Here is a 25,740-nt window from a genome sequence, read left to right as displayed (position 1 = left end):
ATTACTGTAAAAGAAGATTTCAAGTTTCAAAAAGAAAGCATAGCTAATACTATACTTTCTTTTTTTAGTAAGAAGAAAGTGAAAAAGGGTGTTTTATTCAGGGAATTTCAAGTTATAATAGATGTAAGCGCAAATTCAATGTTAAATAGACTTTAAATTATGTAAAATACCGTATTTTTGCATACTGAAATTTTGATCTAAACGATAACGCTATACAATGGGTAATTTCATTAAGAATATTCTCTTCTCTACACGATTAATGGCACTTCTTTTCTTTGCATTCGCTTTGGCCATGGGAATAGGAACTTTTGTTGAAAGTGAATACAGTACAATAACATCAAAAATATATGTCTACAATACGTGGTGGTTTGAGTTAATCATACTTTTATTTATGATTAATTTCTTCGGAAATATCTTCCGATATCGCTTACTTCGAAAAGAAAAATGGGCAACACTGCTCATTCACTTGTCATTTATTTTTATCATTCTAGGAGCGTTTATTACGCGCTATATTAGTTATGAAGGTGTAATGCCAATTCGTGAAGGAGCTACAGAAAACACGTTTCTTTCCGAAAAAACATACATCAAGGCTTGGGTAGATGGTGAAATTAATGGTGAACCAAAAAGGCGTACGTTAAAAGGTGATTATTTAATTTCTCCAGAAGGAATAGCACCTACAACTTGGTTACAGCAAGGCTTTCCTTGGAATAGAGATTTTAATGGACAAGATTTTACGATTGACTATAAAGGATTTATTGAAGGTGCAGAAGAAGGAATTATACCTGATGAAAACGGTCAAGAGTTATTGAAGATTGTTGAATCTGGTGGAGGAAGTCGTCACAATCACTTCATACAAGCAGGCGCAAAAGCGCAAAGTTTACATAATATTCTTATTACGTTCAACAATCCTGTAGATGGTGCCATCAATATTATGGCTGATGAATATGGAAATTATACCATAAAAAGTCCGTTTGAAGGTACAAATATGATGATGCGAACTCGTATGCAAAACACGGTATACAAAGACAGTTTGCAACCATTTCAATTGGCTTCACTATACAACTTAGCTGGATTGCAATTTGTAATTCCTGAACCAGCGGTAAAAGGAAAAATAGGTGTTATAGAAACTCCAGGGAAACTAAAAGACCAAGCTGATGCTGTCATCTTAGAAGTTTCTAGTAAAGGCGAAACACAGGAAGTACGTGTAATGGGCGGAAAAGGATATGACATGAAGCCTGTGAAAATAACCATGGCTGGACTTGATTTTTGGCTGTTTTACGGAGCTGAAAGATTAAAACTTCCATTCAGTATTAAACTCAATGACTTTATAGCAGAACGTCATCCAGGAGCAATTAGTGACGGAAATTATAAATCGTTTATGAGTAGAGTTACGTTGATAGATAAAAAAGAACCAGCGTACGATTATGATATTTACATGAATCACGTATTAGATAATCAAGGATATCGCTTCTTTCAAGCACAATTTGATAGAGATGAAAAAGGAACAATTCTTTCTGTAAGTCATGATTATTGGGGAACAAACATTACGTATTTAGGATACTTTTTACTGTATTTAGCATTAATGGTTATTCTATTTGATAAAAATACACGCTTTGGCGCTTTGAAAAAACAATTGGACAAAATCAAAAGTAAAAAGGCAAAATTGCTTTCAACTATAGCATTGCTCTTTAGTTTGGGAACATTTGCGCAAGACAATTCAGCGCAAGCAAAAGACACTACGCAAACAGAAGTTACGAAAGAAGTCAAAGATGAACATGCAGGACACAATCATGCGCCAGGAAAAGGACATGAACATGAAATAAAATCATACACAGATGAGCAGATAGATTCTATCATTGTTGCAAATGCAGTTCCGCAAGAACACGCCGATAAATTTGCACGTTTGGTCATTCAAGATACAGACGGTCGAATGAAACCAGCACATACGTACTCACGAGAATTGCTTCGTAAGTTGAGCAAATCAAATACGTACAACGGTTTATCTGCAGAACAAGTATTGCTCTCAATAATTCAATATCCACAAATGTGGTATAGTGCAAATATCATCAGTGTAAAAAGTCAAAAACACGATAGTATTCGTAACATCATTGGTATTGAAAAAAGTGATAAATATGCGAGCATGTTGGATTTTTTCACACCAAAAAACGAATACAAACTGAATGCATATACACAAGATGCGTATGCTACCAACATACCAAATCAATATCAAAAGGCAATTAAAGAATACGATCTAAAGTTAGGATTGTTGAGTAGAGCCATTCAAGGTGATATCATTAAACTTTTTCCGCTTCCAGATCATGAAAATAACAAATGGATTTCTGATAAGGAGTATACTGACAATCCAGGAGTAGGTTTTCAACCAAAAGATGCGCGTTACGAGGAATACGTGAAAAACGCGATGAAAGTATATGTCTTTATGTTGAATGAAGCACATAAATCGGGCAATTACAAACAGGCCGATGATATGGTGAAAAACTTGCGTGAACGTCAGAAAGAAATGGGAGGCGCAGTACTGCCTTCTGATACGCAAATAGAAGTAGAAATTTTATACAACAAAGTCAATGTTTTTGAGCGCTTAATGATGTATTATTTGTTAATAGGTTTCTTAATGTTTGTACTTATCATTGCTCAAATTTTTAAAGATGGAAAACGAATTCGCGTTGCTATATCGGTCTTTAAATGGTTAGTTATAGCACTATTTGTAGCGCATACGGCAGGATTGGTTGTTCGTTGGTATTTATCTGGACATGCACCTTGGAGTGATGCTTATGAATCAATGATTTATGTAGGCTGGGCAACCATGTTATTTGGATTGTTATTTGGACGAAAATCTGATTTAACTATTTCTGCGACAACGTTTGTCGTTGCCATGATTTTATGGGGCGCACACATGAATTGGCTCGATCCAGATATTGCAAACTTACAGCCTGTATTAGACAGTTATTGGTTACTTATTCACGTTGCCGTGATTGTAGCGAGTTATGGACCATTTGCGTTGGCTATGATTCTTGGAGTAGTGTCTTTATTGTTGATTATTTTAACAACTAAAGAGAACAAAAAACGTATGGAAATCAACTTAAAAGAAATCACTATCATTAATGAAATGGCGATTACTGTTGGTTTGGTCATGTTAACCATTGGAAACTTCCTTGGTGGAATGTGGGCAAATGAAAGTTGGGGACGTTATTGGGGATGGGATCCAAAAGAAACATGGGCGTTAATTAGTATCATGGTATATGCGTTTATATTGCACATGCGATTGGTACCAGGATTACGTGGACGTTGGTTCTTTAACTGGATGTCTATTTCGGCGTTTGCTTCTATTTTATTTACGTATTTTGGGGTGAATTTTGTCCTTAGCGGATTGCACTCGTATGCAACAGGAGACGCTGTTTTAGGATTACCATTTGTATACACTGCAACTACCATTTGGCTTGTGTATGGTGCTTTGGCGTATTGGCGTTATCAAGTACATTACGAGAAAGTAAATGAGTCTAGATTTAATGCTGTAATGAAACTATTTCGGAGATTGATTTCTATGTTTTTAAAAGCCTAATTTGTTATCAAATGTCAGTTCGAGCGCAGTTGAGAATAGTTATGAAATTCAAGAGTTTCTAAGAACACAGCAATTCAACATTTAAAATTTTCATAACGTCAGTTCGAGTGGCAAATCTACGATTTGTTGTATCGAGAATAACTATGATTTCTTGTAGTTTACTGGTTTATAAGTTTAGTTTTCGAAGTACTTCTCGATACAAAATTCTTTCGGAATTTCACTCGAAGAGACGATTCGTTATTCGAAGTATAGGAGTTTCTAAGAACACAGCAATTCAACATTTAGCATTTAAAATTTAGCATTTAGAATTTCACTCAAAGAGACGGTTTGTTATTCGAAGTATAGGAGTTTCTAAAAACACAGCAATTCAACATTTAGCATTTAAAATTCATCATTTAAAACTTCAAACTACTCAAGCCATTTCCTAAAATCGGAAGTCGTTGACGAACTCGTCATTACTTTTTCTTTGATTCCTGTAAGCTCAATGAGTAAACGATTTTTAAAGTGACTTTCAATGTTCTCAATGTATTCTATATGTGCAATTTGACTTCGATTGATACGAAAAAACTTCAAAGGATTTAGCATCTGTTGAATGCTTCCTAAATTCTGAGAAATCGGATGTTTTTTACCAGAAGCATCTATTGCCATACAAAAATCACCCGAAGCTTCTATCAAACTAATATCACTTACATTTAATAACTGAATTCCTTTTGATTTTTTTATAACGAAACGTTTTTTATAGTTCGCTTCTTCTTGCTTTAGCGCAGATTTCAACAAGTTGATTGTATCATTGTGAATTGGTTGATAACTCTCAGCTTTAAAGAATGATTGAAATTTGTTCAATGCTTGACTAATGTCTTCTTTGGTGTACGGTTTTAAAATATAGGCGATTCCATTGGTTCGGAACGCTTCAAACAAATACTCATCATGTGCCGAACAGAAAATAATAGGACACTCTATTTTTACGGTATTAAAAACATCAAAAGAAATTCCGTCCAACAATTGAATGTCGGACAGAATAAAGTCATAAGTTTCTTGTGCTAAAAATTCACGTGCTTTATCATTGGAACGTGCCCAATCATGTGTAAACGATTCGGTAAAGTAGCTTTCTAAATTGGCTAAAAGCTTCTCGTAAGCAGGAATTTCATCTTCTAAAATTAATATACGCATCAAACTATAATTTAAGATTCGTCACTTAGTTTAATAATTGGAATTTTGATTGAAAAATTGTTCAAAGTATCAGTAATTACAGGCTTTTGATCGGAAAGTAATTGATATCGATATTCCAGGTTTTTTAAGCTAGTTCCTAACGAATCTTTGTTGGTTTTTATCATACTTTTTGTGTTGGAAATTGTAAGCCAATCTTTATCAATGATCAATTGTGCTTTGATGGTTTTTCCATGTTGTGCACGATTGTGTTTTGCAACATTCTCCAACAAGGTTTGAATGGCGCCAGTAGGAACAAATTTATCTTCTAGCGATACATTTTTGGTGATTGTAAAATCGTAATCATTCCCAAAACGAGTCTTAATCAAAAATATATAATTTTCAGCCAAGTTCATTTCTTGGGTCAATTCCATCACTTCCGAATCTTTGGTTTGAATTAAATACCGATATATTAAGGACAAACGATTTATATATTCTTTCGCTTTCTCCGTATCGCTATCAATCAAAGCATCAAGTGTATTTAAATTATTAAATAAAAAGTGCGGACTGATCTGTGAACGCAAAAGTTTCAATTCGTTTTCTTTTTGCTTCTGTTGTATGGTGCTAAACATAATTTGATTTTCATAATACTTTTTCGCTAAAAGTAATCCAAAAGGCAAGCCAATACTTTCTGCAGTATTTGATATGTAGTTTAACATCCATTGAAAGTTAAAATGAAGCTTGCTCCAATCTCCACCACCACTATAAATACCCACTACACGTTCAAGAAACCCTGCAAGAACCATTGTTATAATTGCCCAAAAAGTAAAATGAATGTATCTTTTTTTGTTAACAATATAATTAGGAAGCAACCAATACATGAACACCATAATCATTCCGACATCTAGTATAATAAAGGCTGAAATATCTAAAAAATACTCGATTAGATAGTTTTCTTCATTGTAATATTCATATACGGTCATCAATGTAGATATACCATAATAAATAACAAAAAGCATGAAATCCGACCTGTTCAGTTTTGTGTCCATAATGAGACTTTAAAAATAGGTTAAAAAGTATTAATTTTTCGTTTTAATACGATCAACTTCATCACCAGCACTGTTTTTTCTATTTTTAGATTTGTTGTATTTTTTACCAAAGCTATAACTTACTTGTAAAAAGACGTTTCTTCTTGGCCAATCGCTAATAATGTTTGCATTGATATTGTCATAATTGATAGTTCCCATAAACTTACGATCAACTATTTCTTCTAATTCTAAGCTAACTTTTAATTGATCGTTCATGAATTTTTTGCTGAATGCAATATCAATTCCTGCAATCCAATCAAATTCAATTTGTCCGTCTAAACCGCCAGAAGTATAATATCCAGAGATTTCCGAATTGATATTCCAAGGAAGTTTGTATTCAGCATTTGCAAACCACGTTACGCTCCATTTAGACGTGTCTAATTGCGGAGTTAAGTTTTTAGAAGTATAACTGTTATGATTTGCAATAACTCCAGTGTATCCTTCAATACCTTTTATAAAGTTTAATGGCGCAAAAAGACTAAAACTCCAGTTTTTGTTTTGAGCTAAATTGATGGTTGAACGAGAGGTTTCTGAAGTAGCATCATTTTGAGAAACAATTTGAAACAATACATCATCTGTTTTACTGTAACCAACACTAAAGAAGGGTTGATTTTCGTATGTTAAGTTAAAACGCAAGCTATTTGTTAAGGCAGGTTTTAAAGTTGGATTTCCTTCTTCAAAAGTAAATGGATCATAGTAATATACAAACGGATTTAGTGATTCATACGATGGACGTCGTATGCGATAGCTATACGCTAAGTTTGCGCTAATTTCGTCTGTAATTTCGCGAGAAACACTCAAGCTAGGGAAGAACTTAGAAATTGTACGATCTAACGAAGTATTTAGGTTTTGAGAAGTTCCTGTAGTTTTACTTTGTTCCCAACGCAATCCACCAGAAAAAGACCATTTATCTACACTGTAATTAAATTTTGAATAAGCTGCTATGATGCTTTCATCAATTAAAAAGCGATTGGTTTGATTGCTATTATTTACAAAATCGCCACTAGTATTCTGCACCAATGATTGTAAATCACTATCAGAGTCTACATTCGAGTATTTAAATCCAGTGCTCATCGTAAAGTCTTTCCCTAAAACTCTTTTATAATCTGCTTTATAGGTTTGAATTTTATAAGTAGCATCTTGAAAATAACGTTGATTCGCATACGCAACATTGCTTTGTCCTACTTGAAACAAGTTGTTTTCATTATCAGAATTATAGTTTACATAATTAAAATCTAGTGTTAACTTGTTTACTTCATCATCATATTCATAATATGGATTTACAATATACAATGACCAGTTTTTATCGTATTTATTGTCGGTAACTAACATTTCTGTAGTTCCATTGCTTGTAATGTTGGTCACATTGTCTGTAACTCTATCGGAGTCACTTCCTGTGCGTTGCAGGCTAATTCCTGTAGTGTGTTTATCACTAATATAATAATCTAATCCTCCGCTAACTCTTAATGTATTTGGATCATAAGGTGAGCGAGAAATTTGGTCATATACTTCATCTCCAACCTGACGAATAAGTTGCAAGTCTTCACGAGAAGAAGATTTAGAATAACTAGCACTAGCTTGCCAATTAATTTTATCCTTAAAACTAGCAATAGAAGCGCTTGTTCTGTACATAAAATCATCTACATGACCAACCATTGTTTTTACCGTTCCATAAGTTCCAAGTTTTACATTTCGCTTTAAAATGATATTAATCAGCGGTCCAGAACCATCTGCATCATATTCAGCACCAGGTTGTTGTACGAGTTCTATTTTGGCAATATTATCCGCAGGCATTTCACGTAATAGTGTTGCCATATCCATATAATTAGTAGATTTTCCATTGATTAAAATGCGAATATTACTTTGTCCTGCATAACTCAAATTTCCATTGGTAATCAATACACCAGGAATTTTTTTCATGACATCACGTACATTAGAGTTCACCATTTCGGAGTTTTCTAAATTCACAACTAACTTTTCAGCATTTTGCGTAATTACAGGTTTTTTAGCAACGATTACAACTTCGCCTAAATTTTCGGGAATATCTTCTTTTAAGATAAAATCGAAAGTGACATTTTTGCTTGAATCAATATTTAAAACAATAGAACGTTCGGTTTTATAACCAAACAAGGAAGCTTCTACAATATAACTTCCGTTTTTTACATTGGTAAATGTATAGGTTCCGTTATCTTCAACAATAACCGCTTTCAACGCTGTATTGCTGTCGTTATCATAAAGGACTACGTTAGCGAAAGTTACTAATTGTTTTGATTCGTCCATTACTTTTCCTGTAATGGTACTTTGTGCAAGCATTGAGAAACTTGCAAATAATAAAATAGTGTTGAGTAAAGTTTTTAACATAACTGTTCGTTTAATTTGATAGTACAAATATGTTTCAGAATTAACTTTTACAAAAGCAGATTCTGCCGAATTGGGATTAAAAAAGGGTGAATTGGGGATTTTTTACCGTTAAGTTTTTGCAGACTTTAATTTGGAGAAATTGATGAAACGAATTCAAAATTAGGATCTATATTAAATCCGAAAAAGGTTATAAGGTGTTGGTTTTAAGGGCTTTGTCGGCAGTTTGTAATTTGCCAGATGTACTATTTTTATATAGTATTAAAGATTCTAATAGTCATTATATTGACACTATTAACGGAAGTTGGCGGAGTAGCGTATCTTGTCTATTTATGGTTGAAACGTCGTAATACGTTTATAGGCTGGAAGAAAAAAGCAATCAACATGAAATAAAAGGAAATCATGTTTTCGACAGAGCGCACACAAAAGCAGTGCTTCAAAAATTTACAGCTTTCTCAAAAGTCAAAAAGATTTTCATTGAGCCACACCTTAAAGCGCGGATGAATTTAACGAATTCCAAAATACGTTTTCACGGTTGTCATGCAGTTCGTCATGACGATCACATTCACGTGCAATTATAAAACAGAAACTTCACAAGGATCTTATATATCTCCAGGGTCTTCATCTTCTGTAAGTACAGACGCTGTATTGCAAGAGTTAGTTGGTATTGGAGAACAGGGCGTATATGTTATCACAGCGCCACCTTTAATTTTTGAAGAATCTGTCAATTGAACGATGGTGATTTTGTTGAGGTCTAATTTGCTATTTTTCATGTTGATTAGTTTTAAAATAGGTTTCTAAATTAAAAGTATGTAATTCATGATGTTAAAAAATATCATAAGGTTTTAAATTAGCACATATTCATGAATATGTGCTAATTTTAAGAAATACAAAACTAGGATTCAACTTAACTTTTTTAATTCTCTAATAAAAAAAGAAGGTTTAATCCCTTTGGTATTATAAAATGCTTTCACAAAAGATTGGACGTTATTAAAACCTACTTCTTCAGCAATAGCTTTCACTGTATATTTTCGATATGTTGGGTTTGTTTGAAGCGCTTCTATCGTATATTCTATTCTTAACTTACTAAGGTAGTTTGTAAACGAAGTTTTTTTATAATGATTGATTACTTTAGATAAGTAACTAGCATTTGTATTCAGCTTTTTTGCTAAAGAATGTAATGTAATACCATTAGCAGTAAATGCATTGTTTTCTTCAAAAACTTCCAGTTTTAATAAAATCTCTTGTATTATTTTATCAGGAACATTTATAGTTGTAGGATCTGTTTCTTTTACAACATTTCTAGTTTCGCTATTGAGTTCTTTTTCTTTGGAAAGAATTTCCTGAAAGCGTTTTTTGTACTGGCGTCTTTTTTTAAATTGAATACCAAAAGCAATCAATAAAATTCCAATGAGTACAGATAGTACTATAACAGTCTTTTTAAAAACACTTTTTTGTAATTCTATTTTTGAACGCAAAGGTTCTATTCGTTTTGGAATGTCATATTTCTCAGTTATTTCACTGTTTAAATATGTTTTGATAGAATCTAAAGTATTGTCAATTCTATGAATTTGAGTCAAATACGTTATTTGATGTAGTGAATCTTTTTGTTTTTTATAATACTTGTTAAGATGTTTATACGCTTCTCTGATGGTTGGATATAGAGTTTTTGTTTTTTGAAAAATAGTATCTACTTTTTTAAAATATCCAATCGCTTTTTCTTCATTATTTATCTCGACATAAATCTTCCCAAGATAGAAATACGCAAATGAAAGTTCTTCGAGGTGTTTTTCTTTTTCAAAATAGGGAATATGCTTCTCTATGCTGTCAATTGCAATTATATATTCTTTAGTATAATAATGAGTTACACCTTGATTCAGCGCAAACAGCGCAAAATAAAATTTGTTTTTTAATCTAAGTGATTCCTTAACTCCGAGCAAATTGTAATGCGTTGCAGAGTCAACACTATGTAAATCATTAAACACATTCGCTAACGAAATAATAGAAGCTAAATGGTTGCGATTGCTTGTGGAAGCTTGCTCCTTTTGAGTATAAGAAAAGTTTTCTCGATATAAATTCAACGCCTTGTCAAAGTCTTCAATTTGTCTTTTTAAATTCCCAATGTTTAAGTTTGAGTAAAAAATATTCTTTTTATAATTATACTTTCTAGCTAAAGAATCAAAAACGAGATAATTGTCTATTGCATTTTTATAATCTCTTATTGTATAATAGTAATTTCCTTTTCTTTGATATGCTTTTGCAGGATATTCTTTATTTCCATTTGCTTCAGTTAAGCCTACAATACTGTCTGAATACAATACTGTTTTTTCATTGTTTCCGTGTATGCGAGATAATGTATAATATGCTTTAATCAACTCATTCGTATTAGCTTCTTCTTTAGCTTTCTTTACATATACATTCGTATAAAATTCTTTTTCATTGACAGTCTTAGATTGTTTAATAAGCGTATATAATTCCTTAAATGTTTTTTGTTGAAACGCATCAATTTTCTCTTGTCCATACCCAAAAACAGCAAAAAACATGAATTGAAAAAAAATAAATTGAAATAGAGTTTTCTTAAGAATCGGGATAGTTAAGTCAGTTTTTAGCGTACTAAAATTATAAAAACACATTGGTAGGTATTGGTTTTGATTTCATTCAAAATATAAATATAAAGTTTTAGGCGTAAACTAGGAGCAGGGTTTAAATAGAATACTATTTCTAGCTTTTATATTACTCTATATTCATGAATATGGGCTTTTTTAAATTGCAAAATCATTTTCTAGAGTGTTGATTTGTTAGATCAAATGTTTTGATAACTACTAATTTTTAAACCTATTTAATCATGAAAAAACAAATCTTAAGTATTGGAAAAGCTTTAAGTAAAACGGAACAAAAAGCAATTAATGGTGGTGCAGTGAGTCCAGGACCATTAGTTCCATGTGAAGAACCACAATTAGCTCCACCACCAGAAGGATGTTACTACAGACGCATCAGACCATGTACTTACATTTTAATATGCAATGATATTTTTGCGATCTAAACGAGAAGATAACTCAATCATTTCCTAAAAAAACAGACGGAAACAATGGACGTCTTTAAATGTTCGTTGTAGCAATAATTTCAAACCTACTATAATCATGAAAAAGCAAATTTTAAGTATTGGAAAAGCTTTAAGCAAAACGGAACAAAAAGCAATTAGTGGAGGAGCGCCCGATCCATGTATACCAACACAGTTACCTGCACCGCCAGTAGGATGCTATTACAGACGTGTTATTGGAACATGTAATTACATCTTATTATGTGATGACATTTTTCCATTCTAAATAGAATAAAAACCTTCTCCATTAAAGAGAAGGTTTTAAGTATGATTGCAATCTAAAATGAATTTTAAAAAAATAGACACAAGCAATGAGTGTCTTTAATTGTTCATTGTGGAAATAATTTTAAATTTATTTACTCATGAAAAAACAACTTTTAAGTATTGGGAAAGTTTTAAGTAAAGCTGAACAAAAAACAATTAATGGAGGTTATAAAAATTGTAATGATCCAGATCAGTGTGATTGTTTTGTAAATCTTGCTCTTTTTTGTTTGTTTCAAGATGATGGAGATCATGTATGTTGCGAGCCAGGAAGGTAAAACCACTTGCTATTTTTATGCGTACTTATAGTTATTTATCTAACCAGTTCTTAAATAGTTTCATAAGTAATGGTTGCGCTATATAAACCATTAAGAGTACTAAAACGGTTGTTAAAAGTAATTCTGATACAATTGTATGCAATCCTAATGCTACTAATCTTGGTTTAAAAAACGGCATAATAGTAAAAATTAAAGGAACAATGGCAATCCAAATTATGATTGCCATCTTCCATCTTTTGGGTTCTTTATTTGTGGTCATTCTATCTATCCGTAATTTTTTTATAATTGATTTTAATTGGAGATTGTAATATGAAGAGTTCACTATTTACAATTGCATTAAAGTGAATTCTTTCGATACCACTTATTTTTGTAAAACTATCTTTTAGTATTTCATTTCCTTCAATATCAATTCCACCTTCCATTAAATATAAAGATGAAAAGCTATTTTTATCCAGCTCTATACTGTGATTTCCTTTTGGTAATTTATATCGTTTTGCAGAAATATCTGGAGCATCAGTTTGTATAGGCGCATCTTGTCCTACATAAGATTTTACTTCAAAATCATTTTTGCGCTCCCATTGAAAATCAGTTGCTTGATAATCCTTATAATACGGTGTTTTATGCAATGATTTACTAAAATCTGGGTCAAACCATATTTGAAAAGCTCTTGATCCTTTCCAATACTTTTCTGAATGTTGTAAACCACTTCCAGCTTGGATATGTTGTACACCATCAGAAGGTAAAGGAGTCCATTTATTAGTAGCAGTATCATAATGTTCCAATCCACCTTCAAAAATAAACGTGAGTATTTCGATACCTTCATGTGGATGCATTGGAAATGCTCCTTCTTCAACGGCTTCTAAATTAGCCCAATAGATAAGATTGGAATATACCGGCGCTCCAGATAAAGGCTTATTCTCAAGGAGACGACCACCAAAAAGTGAAACACTATGTTGCTCCTGTTTTGATTTTATATGTAATTTCATTTTAGATGAATTTTTTGAATTAAAAATGTTTGCTAAAGTCCAACCAGAAGCTCCTAATAGAACTCCAATGGTTGAACTCAATTTTAGAAAATGCCTTCGTTTCATTTTCGTTTATTTTCGTTGTTTTACGGAAGATAAATAACTTTCGTAAATCCATCCGTAAGACGTAAACTGACCTAAAACACCACCTAATTCCATAGATTTTTCATCTCTCCAATCGTGCATTAATTCAGCATTTACAGAAGCCCAAGTTGAAACTTTTGCACCAGCTTGCGATAAACGATGCGTAGTAACATCCTGTACCATTTTATTCCAAGTCCCAGAAGCATCAATTACGGCATACGGATCATAACCATCACGTACTGCTGAAATTGCTGGAAATAATAAACACACATCTGTTACAATACCTGCCATAATTACTTTCTTTCTTCCTGTTTTGTCAATCGCTGCTTTAAAATCTGGATTATCCCAAGCATTTATTTCCCCTGGCCTGTCAACAATAGTTGCGTTTGGTACGATATCTACTATTTCTTGCCAAAATGGACCATTTGGACCATCTGCCATACTTGTTGTTATAATTACGGGTATTCCAGCTACTTTAGCCATTGTTGCCAATGCTTTTAAATTGTTTTGAAGTAGGAGCGGATCAATGTCTCTAACACTTGCCAACAAACCAGTTTGATGGTCTATTAAGGTTAGTACTGCATTTTCTTTTGTTAAAAACTCTGTAAATCTGTTGTTTGTACTCATGATATTAATTTTATGATTATAATTGTATAGGTAATATTTGCATAGGAGAATATTTAATCAAATTTTTTTAACTCCTAATTTTTATTAAAATTTTTGAAATTAATTCAGCTTCTTCTTCTGTAATAGAGTAGAGGACTTTAATAAGTTCATTGATTTCTTTCGTTGCTTCACGTAATACGCTTATACCATCAGCAGTAATATCAATATCCATCTGTCTTCTATTTGTTTCACAAAGACAACGTGTAACCCAGTTCTTAATTTCCATTTTGTCAATTAATCGTGTAATATTACTTCCTTTATCAATAACATGTTCTTTTAAATATGAAGCAGATACAGGCGTATTTTCGGCACCATTTAATATTCTTAAAATATTATATTGCGCTGGAGAAATATCGTAGGGTTTCAAAACTGTTTTCAATTGATGCATGTACCAACTATGAGTTGTTAGTAATTCTACAGCAACATTTTGATATACGTTTTTGTTGTTTTTCATTGTATAGGTAATATTTTCCTATGCAAATATAAAAAATATTATTAACTATACAAGTTAGAGAAGTACTTACAAGTTTTTATGGTTAGTCTAAATCAACAAGAATCTTATCTAAAATGAATTATTCCGCTCGCTATGCGGGCGATTGTTTGCGTAGTATTCTTTTTTAGCTTTTTTATTTTTGTAATAACCAATAATTACTAATGAAACTGGAAAGAAAAGAATGATTCCTATCCATTTTAATACATTTAAGAATGCACTAGGAGAACTGTCGTTAGTATCACTTTTCCCGCCTGTTAATGTTTTATATTCAGAAAAAGTAGCAGTCTTCTTTCTTAATAATTCATGCGCAGCTTCCAATTCATAACCATTATACTGAGCTGAATGGTTAATGATAGAAACAAGTTCGGATTTTGTTTTATGTCTAAACTCTTCTAGGTATTTAGTTTTCATTGCTGTAAAATTATTCTTTTCGCAACCAACCAACAATTTTATTATCTAAAATTTCCCAAGAATTATCTTCTAGAATCAAATCATAAGAAACACGTGTACTGCTAAATGGACCAGCGTTCTGTTGAATTATAGTAACTGAATTTTCTGTGACTTCTGTAACAATTGCTACATGTCCAAATGAATTATACCAAGAAGCTTGAAACACTAAAATATCGTGAGTTTCTGGTTTAGAAATACTTCCATTTGTGTACTGAATCAAATTTCTTTGTGTATTCAGTTTTCCATCTTTTACAGTTGAATTGAAGAAATCTTTTGCATGCCCGTAACTATTAGGCATTTTATGATTTAAATGTTCGTAATAATAACGTTTTATGTACTCTACACATTGATATTGCAATCCTAAATTATAACCGTCTTTGGTTACATTTCGTTTCTCCACGTTGTTCACTGCGCCATTATAATAGACTGAAACATTGTTGAAAGAATCTAATTCTTCACCAACTGTTCTAAATGGATTCATGTTTACATGTAACGATAACTTCATTATGCCAACACAAAATATGAGCAAAAGTGATATAATAAGGAGTTTTCGTTTCATGCTGAAAAATAGTTAATTCTCATTTCATCTAAAGTAATAACAAAAGGAGTGAAAATAGAAACTGTATGAAAATATTTTCCTTCTATTTTTTAAAACTCTAAATCAATTATGCAACAAATTTGAGAAGATGAATTTTAGTATTGAGTTGTAAAACTAAATTAACCGTATCTTTGCACCGATATGCAAACAAATAAACTTTCAGATTGGTTACCAACAACGAACAGAGAAGTAAAAATTCGAGGTTGGGAAGAATTAGATGTTATTCTATTTAGTGGAGACGCTTATGTAGATCATCCTTCATTTGGACCAGCTGTTATTGGTCGTATTTTGGAAAGTTATGGACTAAAAGTTGCCATTGTTCCACAACCAAGTGTAACCGATGATTTGCAAGATTTTACAAAACTAGGAACACCAAAATTATTTTTTGGAGTTACAGGTGGTTGTATGGATCCAATGGTAAGTAATTATACGGCAAGTAAAAAGCGTAGAGATAAAGATGCCTATACACCAAATGGTGATAAAGGATTTCGACCAGATTACGCCACATCGGTGTATTCAAATATCTTAAAAGATAAATTTCCAAATGTTCCTGTTTTAATAGGAGGAATTGAAGCTTCGCTACGTCGTGTAACACACTACGATTATTGGAGCGATAAACTAATGCCAAGTATTTTAGAAACTTCTAAAGCAGATATGTTGGTGTATGGTATGGGCGAACAGCCTTTGCGAGAAGTTGTAAAGTTATTGCAAAAAGGAGTGCCTTTTTCAAGTTTAAGAACCATACAGCAAACCGCTTTTTTTGTAAACAAAGATGAAACCATTCCTAAAAATAAAAATTGGGACGATGTCGAAATTCAATCACATGAAGTTTGTTTAAAGGATAAAAAGAAGTTTGCCTCTAACTTTAAAATCATAGAGCAAGAATCGAACAAGCTTAAAGCAAGACGAATTTTTCAAGAGGTAAACAACAAGACATTGGTGATAAATCCACCATATCCTACAATGACAGAAAAGGAAATTGATGCCTCTTTCGATCTGCCGTACACACGTTTACCACATCCAAAATATAATAAGCGTGGACCAATTCCTGCGTTTGAAATGATTAAGACTTCTATAAACATACATCGTGGTTGTTTTGGAGGTTGTAGTTTTTGTACGATATCTGCACATCAAGGAAAATTTATTGCAAGTCGTAGTGAAGAATCCATATTAAGAGAAGTAGATAAAGTTGCAAACATGCCCGATTTTAAAGGTTATTTGTCAGATATTGGTGGACCATCTGCCAATATGTATAAGATGAAAGGGAAGATACAATCCATTTGCGATAAATGTGTAGCGCCTTCATGTATTTCACCTGTGATTTGTAGTAATTTAGATACATCTCACAAACCGTTAACAAAGTTATATCAAGCTGTAGATAAGCATCCTAAAATAAAAAAATCATTTATTGGAAGTGGAATTCGTCATGATATGTTGGTTCCAGAATTCAATAAGAACGCAGATCCAAAAGAATTAGATGATTACACAGAAGAAGTGATGACAAAACATGTTTCTGGACGTTTAAAAGTAGCTCCAGAGCATACATCTGATCCTGTTTTAAAGTTGATGCGAAAACCTTCATTTCAATATTTTCATAAGTTTAAAGAACGTTTTGATAGAATTAACGTAAAGAAGAAATTGAAACTTCAGTTAATTCCTTATTTTATTTCAAATCATCCAGCTTGCGAAGTAGAAGATATGGCAAACTTAGCTGCGGAAACAAAGGAAATGGGCTTTCAGTTAGAGCAAGTACAAGGTTTTACTCCAACGCCGATGACGGTTGCAACGGTTATTTATTATAGCGGATATCATCCATATACACTAAAACCAACCAAAACTCCAAAATCTAGAAAAGAAAAGGAAGAACAGCATCGTTTCTTCTTTTGGTATAAAAAGGAAAATAAAGGTTGGATTACAAAAACGTTGAACAAACTTGGTAGAAAAGATTTGGTAGAAGCGTTAGTGCCCGAAAAAGAAAACAGTTCTTGGAAAAGTATTAAGCCTAAAGCTGTAAAAAACACCTTTGATGATGCGGTTCCTTCAAAGCATTCTTCACGTCGTAAAAAGAAACATAAACCAAGAAAGAAGCGACGTTAAATTATAAGCTTGTTTTTATTTTAAATGTGTCTACTATTTTGAAATTTGAAAAGAAAATTAGGAATGCCTACGCTTGAAGTTATACATGAAAACAACGATTATTTAGTTGTAAACAAAGCTGCTGGACTCATAACTGAACAAAGTCCGTACGAGGCTATCACTATTGAAACACAAGTTTTTAATCACCTTTTAAAAAGTAAACGGAAACCATACGTCGGAATCATTCATCGATTAGATCGTGTGACAAGTGGCGTATTGATTATTGCCAAGAAAAAAAGCATTCTAGTCGAATTTAATAATCTATTTAGTTCCCGTAAAGTTCAAAAAACGTATTTAGCAGTTGTTAAAAACAAACCCGCTAAGAACAAAGGAAACTTAGTAAACTTTCTCATAAAAAATAACAAAGAAAAAAGAGCAGAGATTGTTCAATCGAAATCAAAAGACACGCAGAATTGTATGCTTTCCTATAAAGTGATCGATAAAAATGATTTCGGATATCTGTTAGAAGTTAGGCCTAAAACAGGTAGATTCCATCAAATACGAGCGCAATTATCGAACATAGGACTTCCTATTATTGGAGATGAAAAATACGGATCGGATGCAACATATGCGCCACTATGCATTTGCCTTCATGCTTGGAAATTAACCTTTGAAGTATCTGGCACAAAAGAAACACTAACTTACGAAGCGCCTTTGCCTAATCATGATTTTTGGAGATTTAAATCTATCTAAACTTTTCAACTAATTTTCATCAGATTCTAATTTAAAATCTTTTAATTCCCATCGTGTAATAGATGAGCTTCTACAGGTTTTTGCCAGTAAGTAGGATTGTCTTTTTAAATGGTCTAAAGATTTTTTAGAAGTATTTTCTTCATAATCACGCAAAGCACTAGAAAAGTTTTCCATCGCTTTTTTTACGTCTGTATCTTCTACAATAGACATTGGTCCCCAAAAATAGGTGTAAAAAGTTTCACGACTCTTTTTATAGGATTCTGAATTTAATTCAAACTGAGTGAGTTCAGCAGCAGCTGTAGTAGTGTTTACATACAGTTCAAGTTGTTTTTGCCAAAAAGAATTTTGAAAAGAATACAAATGCTGTACTTTATTTTCTTCTGTCTGAGTTTGAATTTGCTTTGCTAACGTCTTTAACTGATTTCGCTGTCCTATATAAAAAAGAAAAATAGTAACTATAAGACTGGCTACCGTTATATAATGTTCTGTTTTCATAATGGCGATTTAATTCTAAAGTTAACCAAATACTTTCTAACCATAAAAATAAATATCACAAGATTCTTCTGTAAAGTGATAGAAGTATTCAATATCTAATTAAATACTTTCGTATTTTTACATAAAACTAAAAACCTCATGAGAATATTCATGCTATTATTGGTTGTGTGTGCTGTAAGTTGTACATCGAAACCGAAAGAAAAAGCAAAAGAAACCGCTTCTACTCAAGAAACTACAAAGGAAAAAATAGCAACAAAAACAACACCTGAAAAGACTATGGAAAAAGGATCAATTCATCAATTTACAGTAAAAGATATTGCTGGAAACGATTTTAAATTAGCCGATTTAAAAGGAAAAAAAGTAATGATTGTAAACACTGCTTCCGAATGTGGATTAACACCACAATACGAGCAATTACAAGAAGTGTACGATGTATATAAAGATAAAAACTTTACCATTGTTGGTTTTCCAGCAAACAACTTTGGTGCGCAAGAACCAGGAAGCAATCAGCAAATTGCAGCATTCTGTACAACAAAATTTAATGTCACATTTCCAATGATGAGTAAAATTTCTGTAAAAGGAGACGACATGGATTCAGTGTATCAATTCTTAACACAAAAATCACAGAACGGATTGGAAGATTCTGAGGTAGCTTGGAACTTTCAGAAGTATTTAGTAAACGAAAATGGTGAATTGGAAAAAGTAATTTCGCCAAAAACCTTACCAAACGATGAAGCTGTTTTAGCTTGGATTGAAGGACAATAGTATAAGTTTTTCAATATGTCAGTTTAAGAATTATTGTCACATCGAGCGCAGTCGAGATGGCTATATATTTCAAAGAGTTCTCGTGAGTTACACTCGGTATCTACGATAATACTCGAACTGATATTTTGTAATAATAAACTAAAAAAACTTACATATCGCTTTTTTAAAAGAATTTGGAGATTCGGAAAAAAAAGCGATATTTGTGTCATTATGGAACTGTAAGTAGTATATATTCGGAACCTGTCGATGTACTTCGACCCTTTTAAGTAGCCCAATCTTCTTGAGGTTGCTACATTTCAATATATAAAATTACAACATGTCACAAGACCATAAATTATCAATCAAACAACTATACTCTAATTTTAAAGACGCTATAAAAGGCAAACAAAACGATTTTACTACTGGAAGCATTCGAAAAGCAATTTTTATGCTTGCCATTCCAATGATTCTCGAAATGGTGATGGAATCGATATTTGCCATTGTAGATATTGCTTTCGTTTCACAAGTTAGCACCAATGCGGTTGCAACGATCGGACTAACAGAATCTGTAGTAACACTAGTATATGCTGTTGCTATAGGTGTGAGTATGGCTGCGACTGCTTTAGTTGCGCGTAGAATTGGCGAAAAAGACCCAGATGGAGCTTCTAAAGTAGCTGTGCAAGCCATCTTTTTAGGTGTATTCATCGCGAGTATTGTGAGTGTCATCGGAATCATTTATCCAAAAGAAATTTTAGGGCTCATGGGCGGCGAACCTGAACTCATTGAAGAAGGTTTTGGCTATACGCAAATTCTGTTAGGAGGAAACATAACTATTATGTTACTCTTCTTAATCAATGCCATTTTTAGAGGAGCTGGAGATGCTTCTGTAGCCATGAAAGCACTTATTTTATCTAATGTATTAAACATTATTCTCGATCCACTATTTATTTTTGGTTTCGGACCCATTCCTGCTTTTGGAGTAGAAGGAGCTGCAATTGCTACAACTATTGGACGTGGAAGTGCTGTTCTATTTCAGTTGTTTATACTGTTTTACGGTTGGAGTACTATTAAAATTAAGTTTAAAGATTTGGTATTGCGCACTGCAATAATGATCGATCTTTTAAAAATTTCGCTGGGCGGAATTGTACAATTGATTATTGCAACTTCAAGCTGGATTGTCTTAATGCGTATCATGTCTGAATTTGGAAGTGATGTTTTAGCAGGATATACAATCGCCATTCGTGTCGTAATGTTTACCTTATTGCCTTGTTGGGGAATGAGTAATGCAGCAGCCACTTTAGTGGGACAAAACTTAGGCGCAAAGCAACCGGAAAGAGCAGAAGTATCTGTTTGGAAAACAGGAAAATACAATGCGTGGTTTATGGGAATTGTTTCTATTGTTTACTTAGTATTTGCGAAAGAAATCATTGGTTTTTTTACAGATGAAACAATTGTGATCGAAAACGGAGCTTTGTGTTTACAAATCATTGCGGCAGGTTATATCTTTTATGGATACGGAATGGTCGTGATACAATCGTTCAATGGAGCAGGAGACACTACAACACCAACGTATATTAATCTATTTTGTTTCTGGTTATTTCAGTTGCCTTTTGCATATTTCATGGCAATCAGTTTAGAATTGGGTCCAAAAGGTGTATTTTGGGCAATTACTGCTGCACAAGTTTTAATCGCCATTGTAGGAATGTTTCTTTTCAAAAGAGGAAAATGGAAGACTGTTAAAGTCTAGGTTTATATTGCGCAGTTTTGTAAATTAGGAGCAACGAAAATTATGATGCAAAACGAACATTCATAATTAATAAAATTTAAACCTGTGAAAAATAAAAAATTAGGTCTCAATACAGTTTGCACACATACAGGAGAAGTAAAAGATACACAATTTAAAGGAGCTATTTCGCCAATCTATTTAAGCAGTTCGTATGCTTTTGATGATGTAGATGTAAAGCGTTATCCGCGATATTTTAATACGCCAAATCAAGAAGCACTAACCAAAAAAATTGCTACGTTAGAACATACAGAAGCTGCCATGATTTTTGGAAGTGGAATGGCAGCAGTGAGTACGAGTTTATTGGCGTTTTTACAAAAAGGCGATCATATTGTATTGCAAAATGCTTTGTATGGAGGAACGATGAATTTGGTATTGGAAGAATTTGATAAATACGGAATCGAATATTCATTCACGAAAAGTTTAGACATAAAAGATTTCAAAAAGGAAATTAGAAAAAACACCAAAGTCATTTATATAGAAACACCTTCCAATCCGTTGTTGAAGATTACAGACATCAGAAAGGTTGCCAAACTTGCCAAAAAACACAACTTGGTTTCTATGATCGATAATACCTTTGCAACTCCAGTAAATCAGTTGCCTGGTGCTATGGGAATTGACATTATGATACATAGTGCAACGAAGTATTTTGGCGGACATAGTGATATTTTGGCTGGTGCTGTTGCCGCTTCCGCAGAACATATAAACCGTATTTTTCAACTAGGAAAAAACCTTGGAGGAAGCTTAAGTGACTTTACCGTTTGGATGTTGGAAAGAAGCATGAAAACCTTGGGAATTCGGGTTGCAGCGCAGAATAAAAACGCATTAAAACTCGCAAACTATCTAGAAAAGCATGAAGCGGTTGTAAAAGTATACTATCCAGGTTTAAAGTCGCATGAAGACTATGAATTGGCAACATCGCAAATGTCTGGTTTTGGCGGAATGATGTCTTTTGAATTAAAACCTAAATATGATGTTTCTAAATTTTTCAAATCCCTCAAACTAATCAAACCATCTATGAGTTTGGCAGGTGTAGAAAGTACTGTGTTAAGACCAGCAACAGCTTCACATGCATTGCTAACACCAGAAGAACGCAAAAAGCAAGGAATTGCGGATGGACTCATTCGTTTTTCAGTCGGAATTGAAGATCGAAAAGATATCATTTCTGATTTGAATCAGGCGATTAAAAAGTCTAAAAAGAAATAAAAACATATTCTCTATATCTAAAAACCTCAATCGTAACTGGTTGAGGTTTTTTTTGAACATAAATAAAATATTTTCTGTATTTTAAAGATTTAAAACCGAATTCATGAAAAAGTATATACACTTATTTTTAATCTGTATTTTTTTTGCAATAGGTTGTAATTCAGTAGGTGAAAAATCTGAAAAGACAAGTGTGTTAACTTCTATAGCTAATCTTGAAGCATATGTGGGACAAAAAATTACGATCATGGGAAAAATTTCAAACACCAAAACTCCACAAATATTAGGCATTGATATTGATTATACAGGAGATACTTATACACCTAAAACAGGAAAAGCTACGGGAATCTTAGTCAAAACAATAGTTCCTAAAGATACTTCAGGAATACAAAAAGCGAGTAGAGGCGCAGGAACATTTTATCGTCTTCAAAGTTTGGATGGAGATTTTATTGCGAAGGCTACACTTGTAAATAATTAATTCGTTCAATCATAATTTATGAAATACATACAGCTCATCACAGTCATTTTAGTGTCATTTATATTTTCTAGCGAAAATGCTGAGGAGTATTATTTCCCTGTGAAAGAACTTACCGAAAGTAAAGTTTACACGTATACATGTAAAGAAGATCCATCAAAAACGCAATATTGGAAATTGACTTACAATCCAACAGATAGTACGTTTGTTACAGAAGCTTTTGATTCACATTTTTTTCAATTTGAATTTTTTCAAGAAAAGCGTACCGACACAGGTTTTCAAATGGAAAAATTTGTAACCTATATTCAAAGAAATAAAAGAGGAGAACCGGGAAAACTTGTTCGCAAGCCGATTGAAACAGCTGTATATTTGTGGAAAACGGATAAACCCTATATGTATTCTTCTACAATGATAGATGAAGATTATGGAGAAATTTTATTTCAAAAAAAGCGCACATTTGCAGATAAAGAAAAATTGACTGTGAATTCGAAAACCTATGATGTTTTAAAATTTACAGATGAATATAAAACAACATTGGTTTCTACAAAAGAAAGTTTTAAATTCAATCAAATTATACACTATGCAAAAAATATAGGTATGATACGTTCTGAGAAGAATTTTGAGGATGGAAGCAGCGTGATTTTAGAACTTTCTAATATACTTTCAATAGACGAGTGGAATACGTTAAAGAAGTAAAGCAGTTAGAGTTTTCAATTTCACTGAATATATACTACAAACGTGTCGTTTCAATAGTATTGAAAACATAATAAAACAGTGTTGATTCCAAAGGCATTTTCATATTTTTAAGTATATTCGTCGTTCCCTCACAAAAAAAACAATTACACAAACCAAAAATTACATATACTACAGATTATGAAGAACACTTTTTTCGTATTTCTATTGCTATTTATTTATTGTCAAGAATACACAACAGCTCAAAATGCTACTAATACAGCAAAATTCAATCTTAATTTTGAGAAGAATGATTCGGGAGAAAGTTTACCTGATGGATGGTTTAAATGGGGAAAATATACTGTAACAAAAGAAGCAATAGCACATTCGGGCGCGTATGCAGGAAAGGTAGTTTCTAATGGAGAAAAAGACTCTTTCGGCTGTATTACGTATAAAATTCCAGCGAATTATAGAGGAATTACTATAAAGCTTACTGGGTATATGAAAATACAAGATGTAAAAGGCTATGCAGGTTTGTTATTACGTATAGACGGAAATGGTGAGGTTTTAGCGTTTGACAATATGAAAAAGCGAAAAATTGAAGGTACTAAAGATTGGGGAGAATATACAGTTACCTTAAAGTATCCAGAAGATGCTGAACAAATTTATGTAGCTGGTATCCTTTCAGGAGAAGGAGTAGCATGGTTTGACGATTTTGTAGTAACTATTGATGGGAAAGATGTGCAAACACTCGAAAAAGCCAAAGAAAAAGTATATAAAGCACGATTAGATACTGAATTTGATGAAGGTTCTAAAATTACATTTCCAGCATTGACCGAAGCAAAGATTAATGATTTGGAAGTTTTAGGGAAAATTTGGGGATTCTTAAAGTATCATCACCCAGAAATAGGAAAAGGAAACTACAATTGGGATTATGAATTGTTTAGAGTGCTACCGAAGTTTTTAAAAGCCAATTCAAAAGGAAAAAGAGATAAAGTGCTAATTAGTTGGATAGAAAAGCTAGGAACCGTTGAGAAGTGTACAAACTGTAAAGAAACAGATGAAAAGGCAATTTTAAAACCAGACATGGCTTGGATGGATGAATTGAATATTGGTTCGAGTGTACGAGCAAAACTAAGATACATTTACAAGAATCGTTTTCAAAGAAGGCACTATTATGTAAAATTAACACCAAGGATTGAAAACCCAGAATTTATTAACGAAAAAAAGTATGCGGATATGAATTATCCAGATGCAGGTTTTCGCTTATTGACCTTGTATCGTTATTGGAATATGATACATTATTATTTTCCATATAAGGAGTTAACAGACAAAGATTGGAGCAGGGTTTTAAAAGAATACATTCCAAAATTTATCAATGCTTCAACCGAACTTGAATTTGAAATAGCCGCACTTCACATTATTGGAGATGTACAAGATACACATGCAAATTTATATAGCGGTGATGATAAATTTGAAGCAATGATCGGAGCGAATACAGCGCCATTTAAGGTATCGTTTGTAGAAAATAAATTGGTAGTTGTTAGATATTACAATCCAGAACACAAAGAAGTTTCAAAAGTAAAAGTAGGCGATGTTATTACTCATATTAATGGTAAAACTGTAGCACAATTAAAAGAAGAACAGTACAACTACAATCCTGCTTCTAATGAGCCTACGAAAGATCGAAATATTGCGAGAAATATATTACGTTCATCTGATAGAGAAATAGCAATTACGTATATTTCAGACGGAAAAACGCAACAGCATGCACTTCCTTTATATCCTTTTAAGGAACTTAATGTTTACAAAAAAGTTGCTACACAATCTTATAAATTATTAAGAAAAGATATTGGATATGTAACACTTGAAGTTATTGAAGAACTAGATGTGCCAGAGATAAAAAAACTCTTTAAAAATACTAAAGGAATCATTATTGACATTCGCAATTATCCTGCTACGTTTGTCCCATATTCTTTAGGTTCTTATTTTGTGTCGAAACCTACAGATTTTGTAAAGTTTACACGAATGAATTATAAAAATCCGGGTGAATTTGTAATGACCCGAAAGTTAGAAATTCCAAGAGATGCAGAAACGTACAAAGGCAAATTGGTAGTGTTAGTAAATGAAAGATCGCAAAGTCGATCTGAATTTACGGCAATGGCTTTTCGTGCAGGTGACAATACCACTATTGTGGGAAGTACTACAGCTGGTGCTGATGGGAATGTTTCTTATATATACTTGCCAGGCGGATTGCGTACAGGGATTTCAGGTATTGGTGTGTATTATCCTGATGGAGAAGAAACGCAACGTATCGGAATTATTCCAGATGTGGAAGTAAAACCAACTATCAAGGGAATAAAAGAAGGAAGAGACGAAGTGCTCGATAAAGCAATTCAAATTATACGTAACGAG

24 protein-coding genes are annotated in these 25,740 nt (G+C 32.8%); 12 read left to right on the top strand and 12 right to left on the bottom strand.

What is annotated here, in order from left to right:
* Positions 1–217 precede the first annotated feature (217 nt).
* Positions 218–3,577, top strand: coding sequence for a cytochrome c biogenesis protein CcsA (gene ccsA / locus ACRBBL_RS04365; RefSeq protein ID WP_431367798.1), 3,360 nt, complete (start codon positions 218–220; stop codon positions 3,575–3,577).
* A 408-nt stretch (positions 3,578–3,985) separates the two neighbouring features.
* Here ccsA and ACRBBL_RS04360 read toward each other — a convergent pair whose 3' ends face one another.
* The 5 genes from ACRBBL_RS04360 to ACRBBL_RS04340 form a co-directional block, all read right to left on the bottom strand.
* On the bottom strand, positions 3,986–4,747 hold the full coding sequence (locus tag ACRBBL_RS04360) for a LytR/AlgR family response regulator transcription factor (protein WP_431367797.1): 762 nt from the start codon (positions 4,745–4,747) through the stop codon (positions 3,986–3,988).
* A gap of 11 nt (positions 4,748–4,758) precedes the next feature.
* Complete coding sequence (locus tag ACRBBL_RS04355; protein WP_431367796.1) at positions 4,759–5,772, bottom strand: sensor histidine kinase; 1,014 nt, start codon at positions 5,770–5,772, stop codon at positions 4,759–4,761.
* 30 nt (positions 5,773–5,802) lie between these two features.
* The gene (locus ACRBBL_RS04350) at positions 5,803–8,172 is read right to left on the bottom strand and encodes an outer membrane beta-barrel protein (protein ID WP_431367795.1); all 2,370 of its coding nucleotides are present in this window, start codon (positions 8,170–8,172) and stop codon (positions 5,803–5,805) included.
* A 599-nt stretch (positions 8,173–8,771) separates the two neighbouring features.
* Positions 8,772–8,942: a hypothetical protein gene (locus ACRBBL_RS04345; RefSeq protein WP_431367794.1), complete on the bottom strand. Its 171-nt coding sequence runs from the start codon at positions 8,940–8,942 to the stop codon at positions 8,772–8,774.
* 129 nt (positions 8,943–9,071) lie between these two features.
* Positions 9,072–10,712, bottom strand: a complete 1,641-nt coding sequence (locus ACRBBL_RS04340) for a helix-turn-helix domain-containing protein (RefSeq protein ID WP_431367793.1) — start codon at positions 10,710–10,712, stop codon at positions 9,072–9,074.
* 302 nt (positions 10,713–11,014) lie between these two features.
* Here ACRBBL_RS04340 and ACRBBL_RS04335 point away from each other — a divergent pair, with 302 nt between their 5' ends.
* The 3 genes from ACRBBL_RS04335 (at position 11,015) to ACRBBL_RS04325 (ending at position 11,808) form a co-directional block, all read left to right on the top strand.
* Positions 11,015–11,212, top strand: coding sequence for a hypothetical protein (locus ACRBBL_RS04335; RefSeq protein ID WP_431367792.1), 198 nt, complete (start codon positions 11,015–11,017; stop codon positions 11,210–11,212).
* Positions 11,213–11,309: 97 nt separating this feature from the next.
* Positions 11,310–11,495: a hypothetical protein gene (locus tag ACRBBL_RS04330; protein WP_431367791.1), complete on the top strand. Its 186-nt coding sequence runs from the start codon at positions 11,310–11,312 to the stop codon at positions 11,493–11,495.
* Positions 11,496–11,631: 136 nt separating this feature from the next.
* On the top strand, positions 11,632–11,808 hold the full coding sequence (locus ACRBBL_RS04325; RefSeq protein WP_431367790.1) for a hypothetical protein: 177 nt from the start codon (positions 11,632–11,634) through the stop codon (positions 11,806–11,808).
* 31 nt (positions 11,809–11,839) lie between these two features.
* Here the strand turns inward: ACRBBL_RS04325 and ACRBBL_RS04320 are convergent, their stop codons facing one another.
* From ACRBBL_RS04320 to ACRBBL_RS04295, 6 genes are all read right to left on the bottom strand, one after another.
* On the bottom strand, positions 11,840–12,034 hold the full coding sequence (locus tag ACRBBL_RS04320) for a hypothetical protein (RefSeq protein WP_431367789.1): 195 nt from the start codon (positions 12,032–12,034) through the stop codon (positions 11,840–11,842).
* 34 nt (positions 12,035–12,068) lie between these two features.
* Positions 12,069–12,899, bottom strand: a complete 831-nt coding sequence (locus ACRBBL_RS04315; RefSeq protein ID WP_431367788.1) for a pirin family protein — start codon at positions 12,897–12,899, stop codon at positions 12,069–12,071.
* 6 nt (positions 12,900–12,905) lie between these two features.
* Positions 12,906–13,544, bottom strand: a complete 639-nt coding sequence (locus ACRBBL_RS04310) for an isochorismatase family protein (RefSeq protein WP_431367787.1) — start codon at positions 13,542–13,544, stop codon at positions 12,906–12,908.
* A gap of 67 nt (positions 13,545–13,611) precedes the next feature.
* The gene (locus tag ACRBBL_RS04305; protein WP_431367786.1) at positions 13,612–14,037 is read right to left on the bottom strand and encodes a MarR family winged helix-turn-helix transcriptional regulator; all 426 of its coding nucleotides are present in this window, start codon (positions 14,035–14,037) and stop codon (positions 13,612–13,614) included.
* A gap of 108 nt (positions 14,038–14,145) precedes the next feature.
* Positions 14,146–14,487, bottom strand: a complete 342-nt coding sequence (locus ACRBBL_RS04300; protein WP_431367785.1) for a hypothetical protein — start codon at positions 14,485–14,487, stop codon at positions 14,146–14,148.
* A 10-nt stretch (positions 14,488–14,497) separates the two neighbouring features.
* On the bottom strand, positions 14,498–15,085 hold the full coding sequence (locus ACRBBL_RS04295; RefSeq protein ID WP_431367784.1) for a CHAP domain-containing protein: 588 nt from the start codon (positions 15,083–15,085) through the stop codon (positions 14,498–14,500).
* Between the two features lie 180 nt (positions 15,086–15,265).
* Between ACRBBL_RS04295 and ACRBBL_RS04290 the strand changes: the two genes are divergently transcribed.
* On the top strand, positions 15,266–17,221 hold the full coding sequence (locus ACRBBL_RS04290) for a YgiQ family radical SAM protein (RefSeq protein ID WP_431367783.1): 1,956 nt from the start codon (positions 15,266–15,268) through the stop codon (positions 17,219–17,221).
* Between the two features lie 45 nt (positions 17,222–17,266).
* On the top strand, positions 17,267–17,953 hold the full coding sequence (locus ACRBBL_RS04285) for an RluA family pseudouridine synthase (protein WP_431367782.1): 687 nt from the start codon (positions 17,267–17,269) through the stop codon (positions 17,951–17,953).
* A 9-nt stretch (positions 17,954–17,962) separates the two neighbouring features.
* On the opposite strand, the gene ACRBBL_RS04280 is transcribed toward ACRBBL_RS04285, so the two are convergent.
* The gene (locus tag ACRBBL_RS04280; RefSeq protein ID WP_431367781.1) at positions 17,963–18,448 is read right to left on the bottom strand and encodes a hypothetical protein; all 486 of its coding nucleotides are present in this window, start codon (positions 18,446–18,448) and stop codon (positions 17,963–17,965) included.
* A gap of 276 nt (positions 18,449–18,724) precedes the next feature.
* On the opposite strand from ACRBBL_RS04280, the gene ACRBBL_RS04275 reads away from it, so the two are divergent.
* The 6 genes from ACRBBL_RS04275 to ACRBBL_RS04250 form a co-directional block, all read left to right on the top strand.
* Positions 18,725–19,213 (top strand): glutathione peroxidase, encoded by a 489-nt coding sequence (locus ACRBBL_RS04275; protein ID WP_431367895.1) that lies wholly within the window; start codon positions 18,725–18,727, stop codon positions 19,211–19,213.
* A 316-nt stretch (positions 19,214–19,529) separates the two neighbouring features.
* Entirely contained in the window at positions 19,530–20,939 is a 1,410-nt protein-coding gene (locus tag ACRBBL_RS04270; protein ID WP_431367780.1) for an MATE family efflux transporter, read from the top strand.
* Between the two features lie 84 nt (positions 20,940–21,023).
* Entirely contained in the window at positions 21,024–22,181 is a 1,158-nt protein-coding gene (locus ACRBBL_RS04265) for a trans-sulfuration enzyme family protein (protein ID WP_431367779.1), read from the top strand.
* 103 nt (positions 22,182–22,284) lie between these two features.
* Positions 22,285–22,656, top strand: coding sequence for a hypothetical protein (locus tag ACRBBL_RS04260; RefSeq protein ID WP_431367778.1), 372 nt, complete (start codon positions 22,285–22,287; stop codon positions 22,654–22,656).
* A gap of 18 nt (positions 22,657–22,674) precedes the next feature.
* Entirely contained in the window at positions 22,675–23,349 is a 675-nt protein-coding gene (locus tag ACRBBL_RS04255) for a hypothetical protein (protein ID WP_431367777.1), read from the top strand.
* Between the two features lie 177 nt (positions 23,350–23,526).
* Positions 23,527–25,740: S41 family peptidase (locus ACRBBL_RS04250; protein ID WP_431367776.1), on the top strand; the 2,214-nt coding region annotated here is incomplete at its 3' end.

This window comes from Kordia sp. (genome assembly GCF_050633145.1).
Taxonomy (GTDB): domain Bacteria; phylum Bacteroidota; class Bacteroidia; order Flavobacteriales; family Flavobacteriaceae; genus Kordia.
This window is presented reverse-complemented; position numbering and strand designations above follow the sequence as displayed.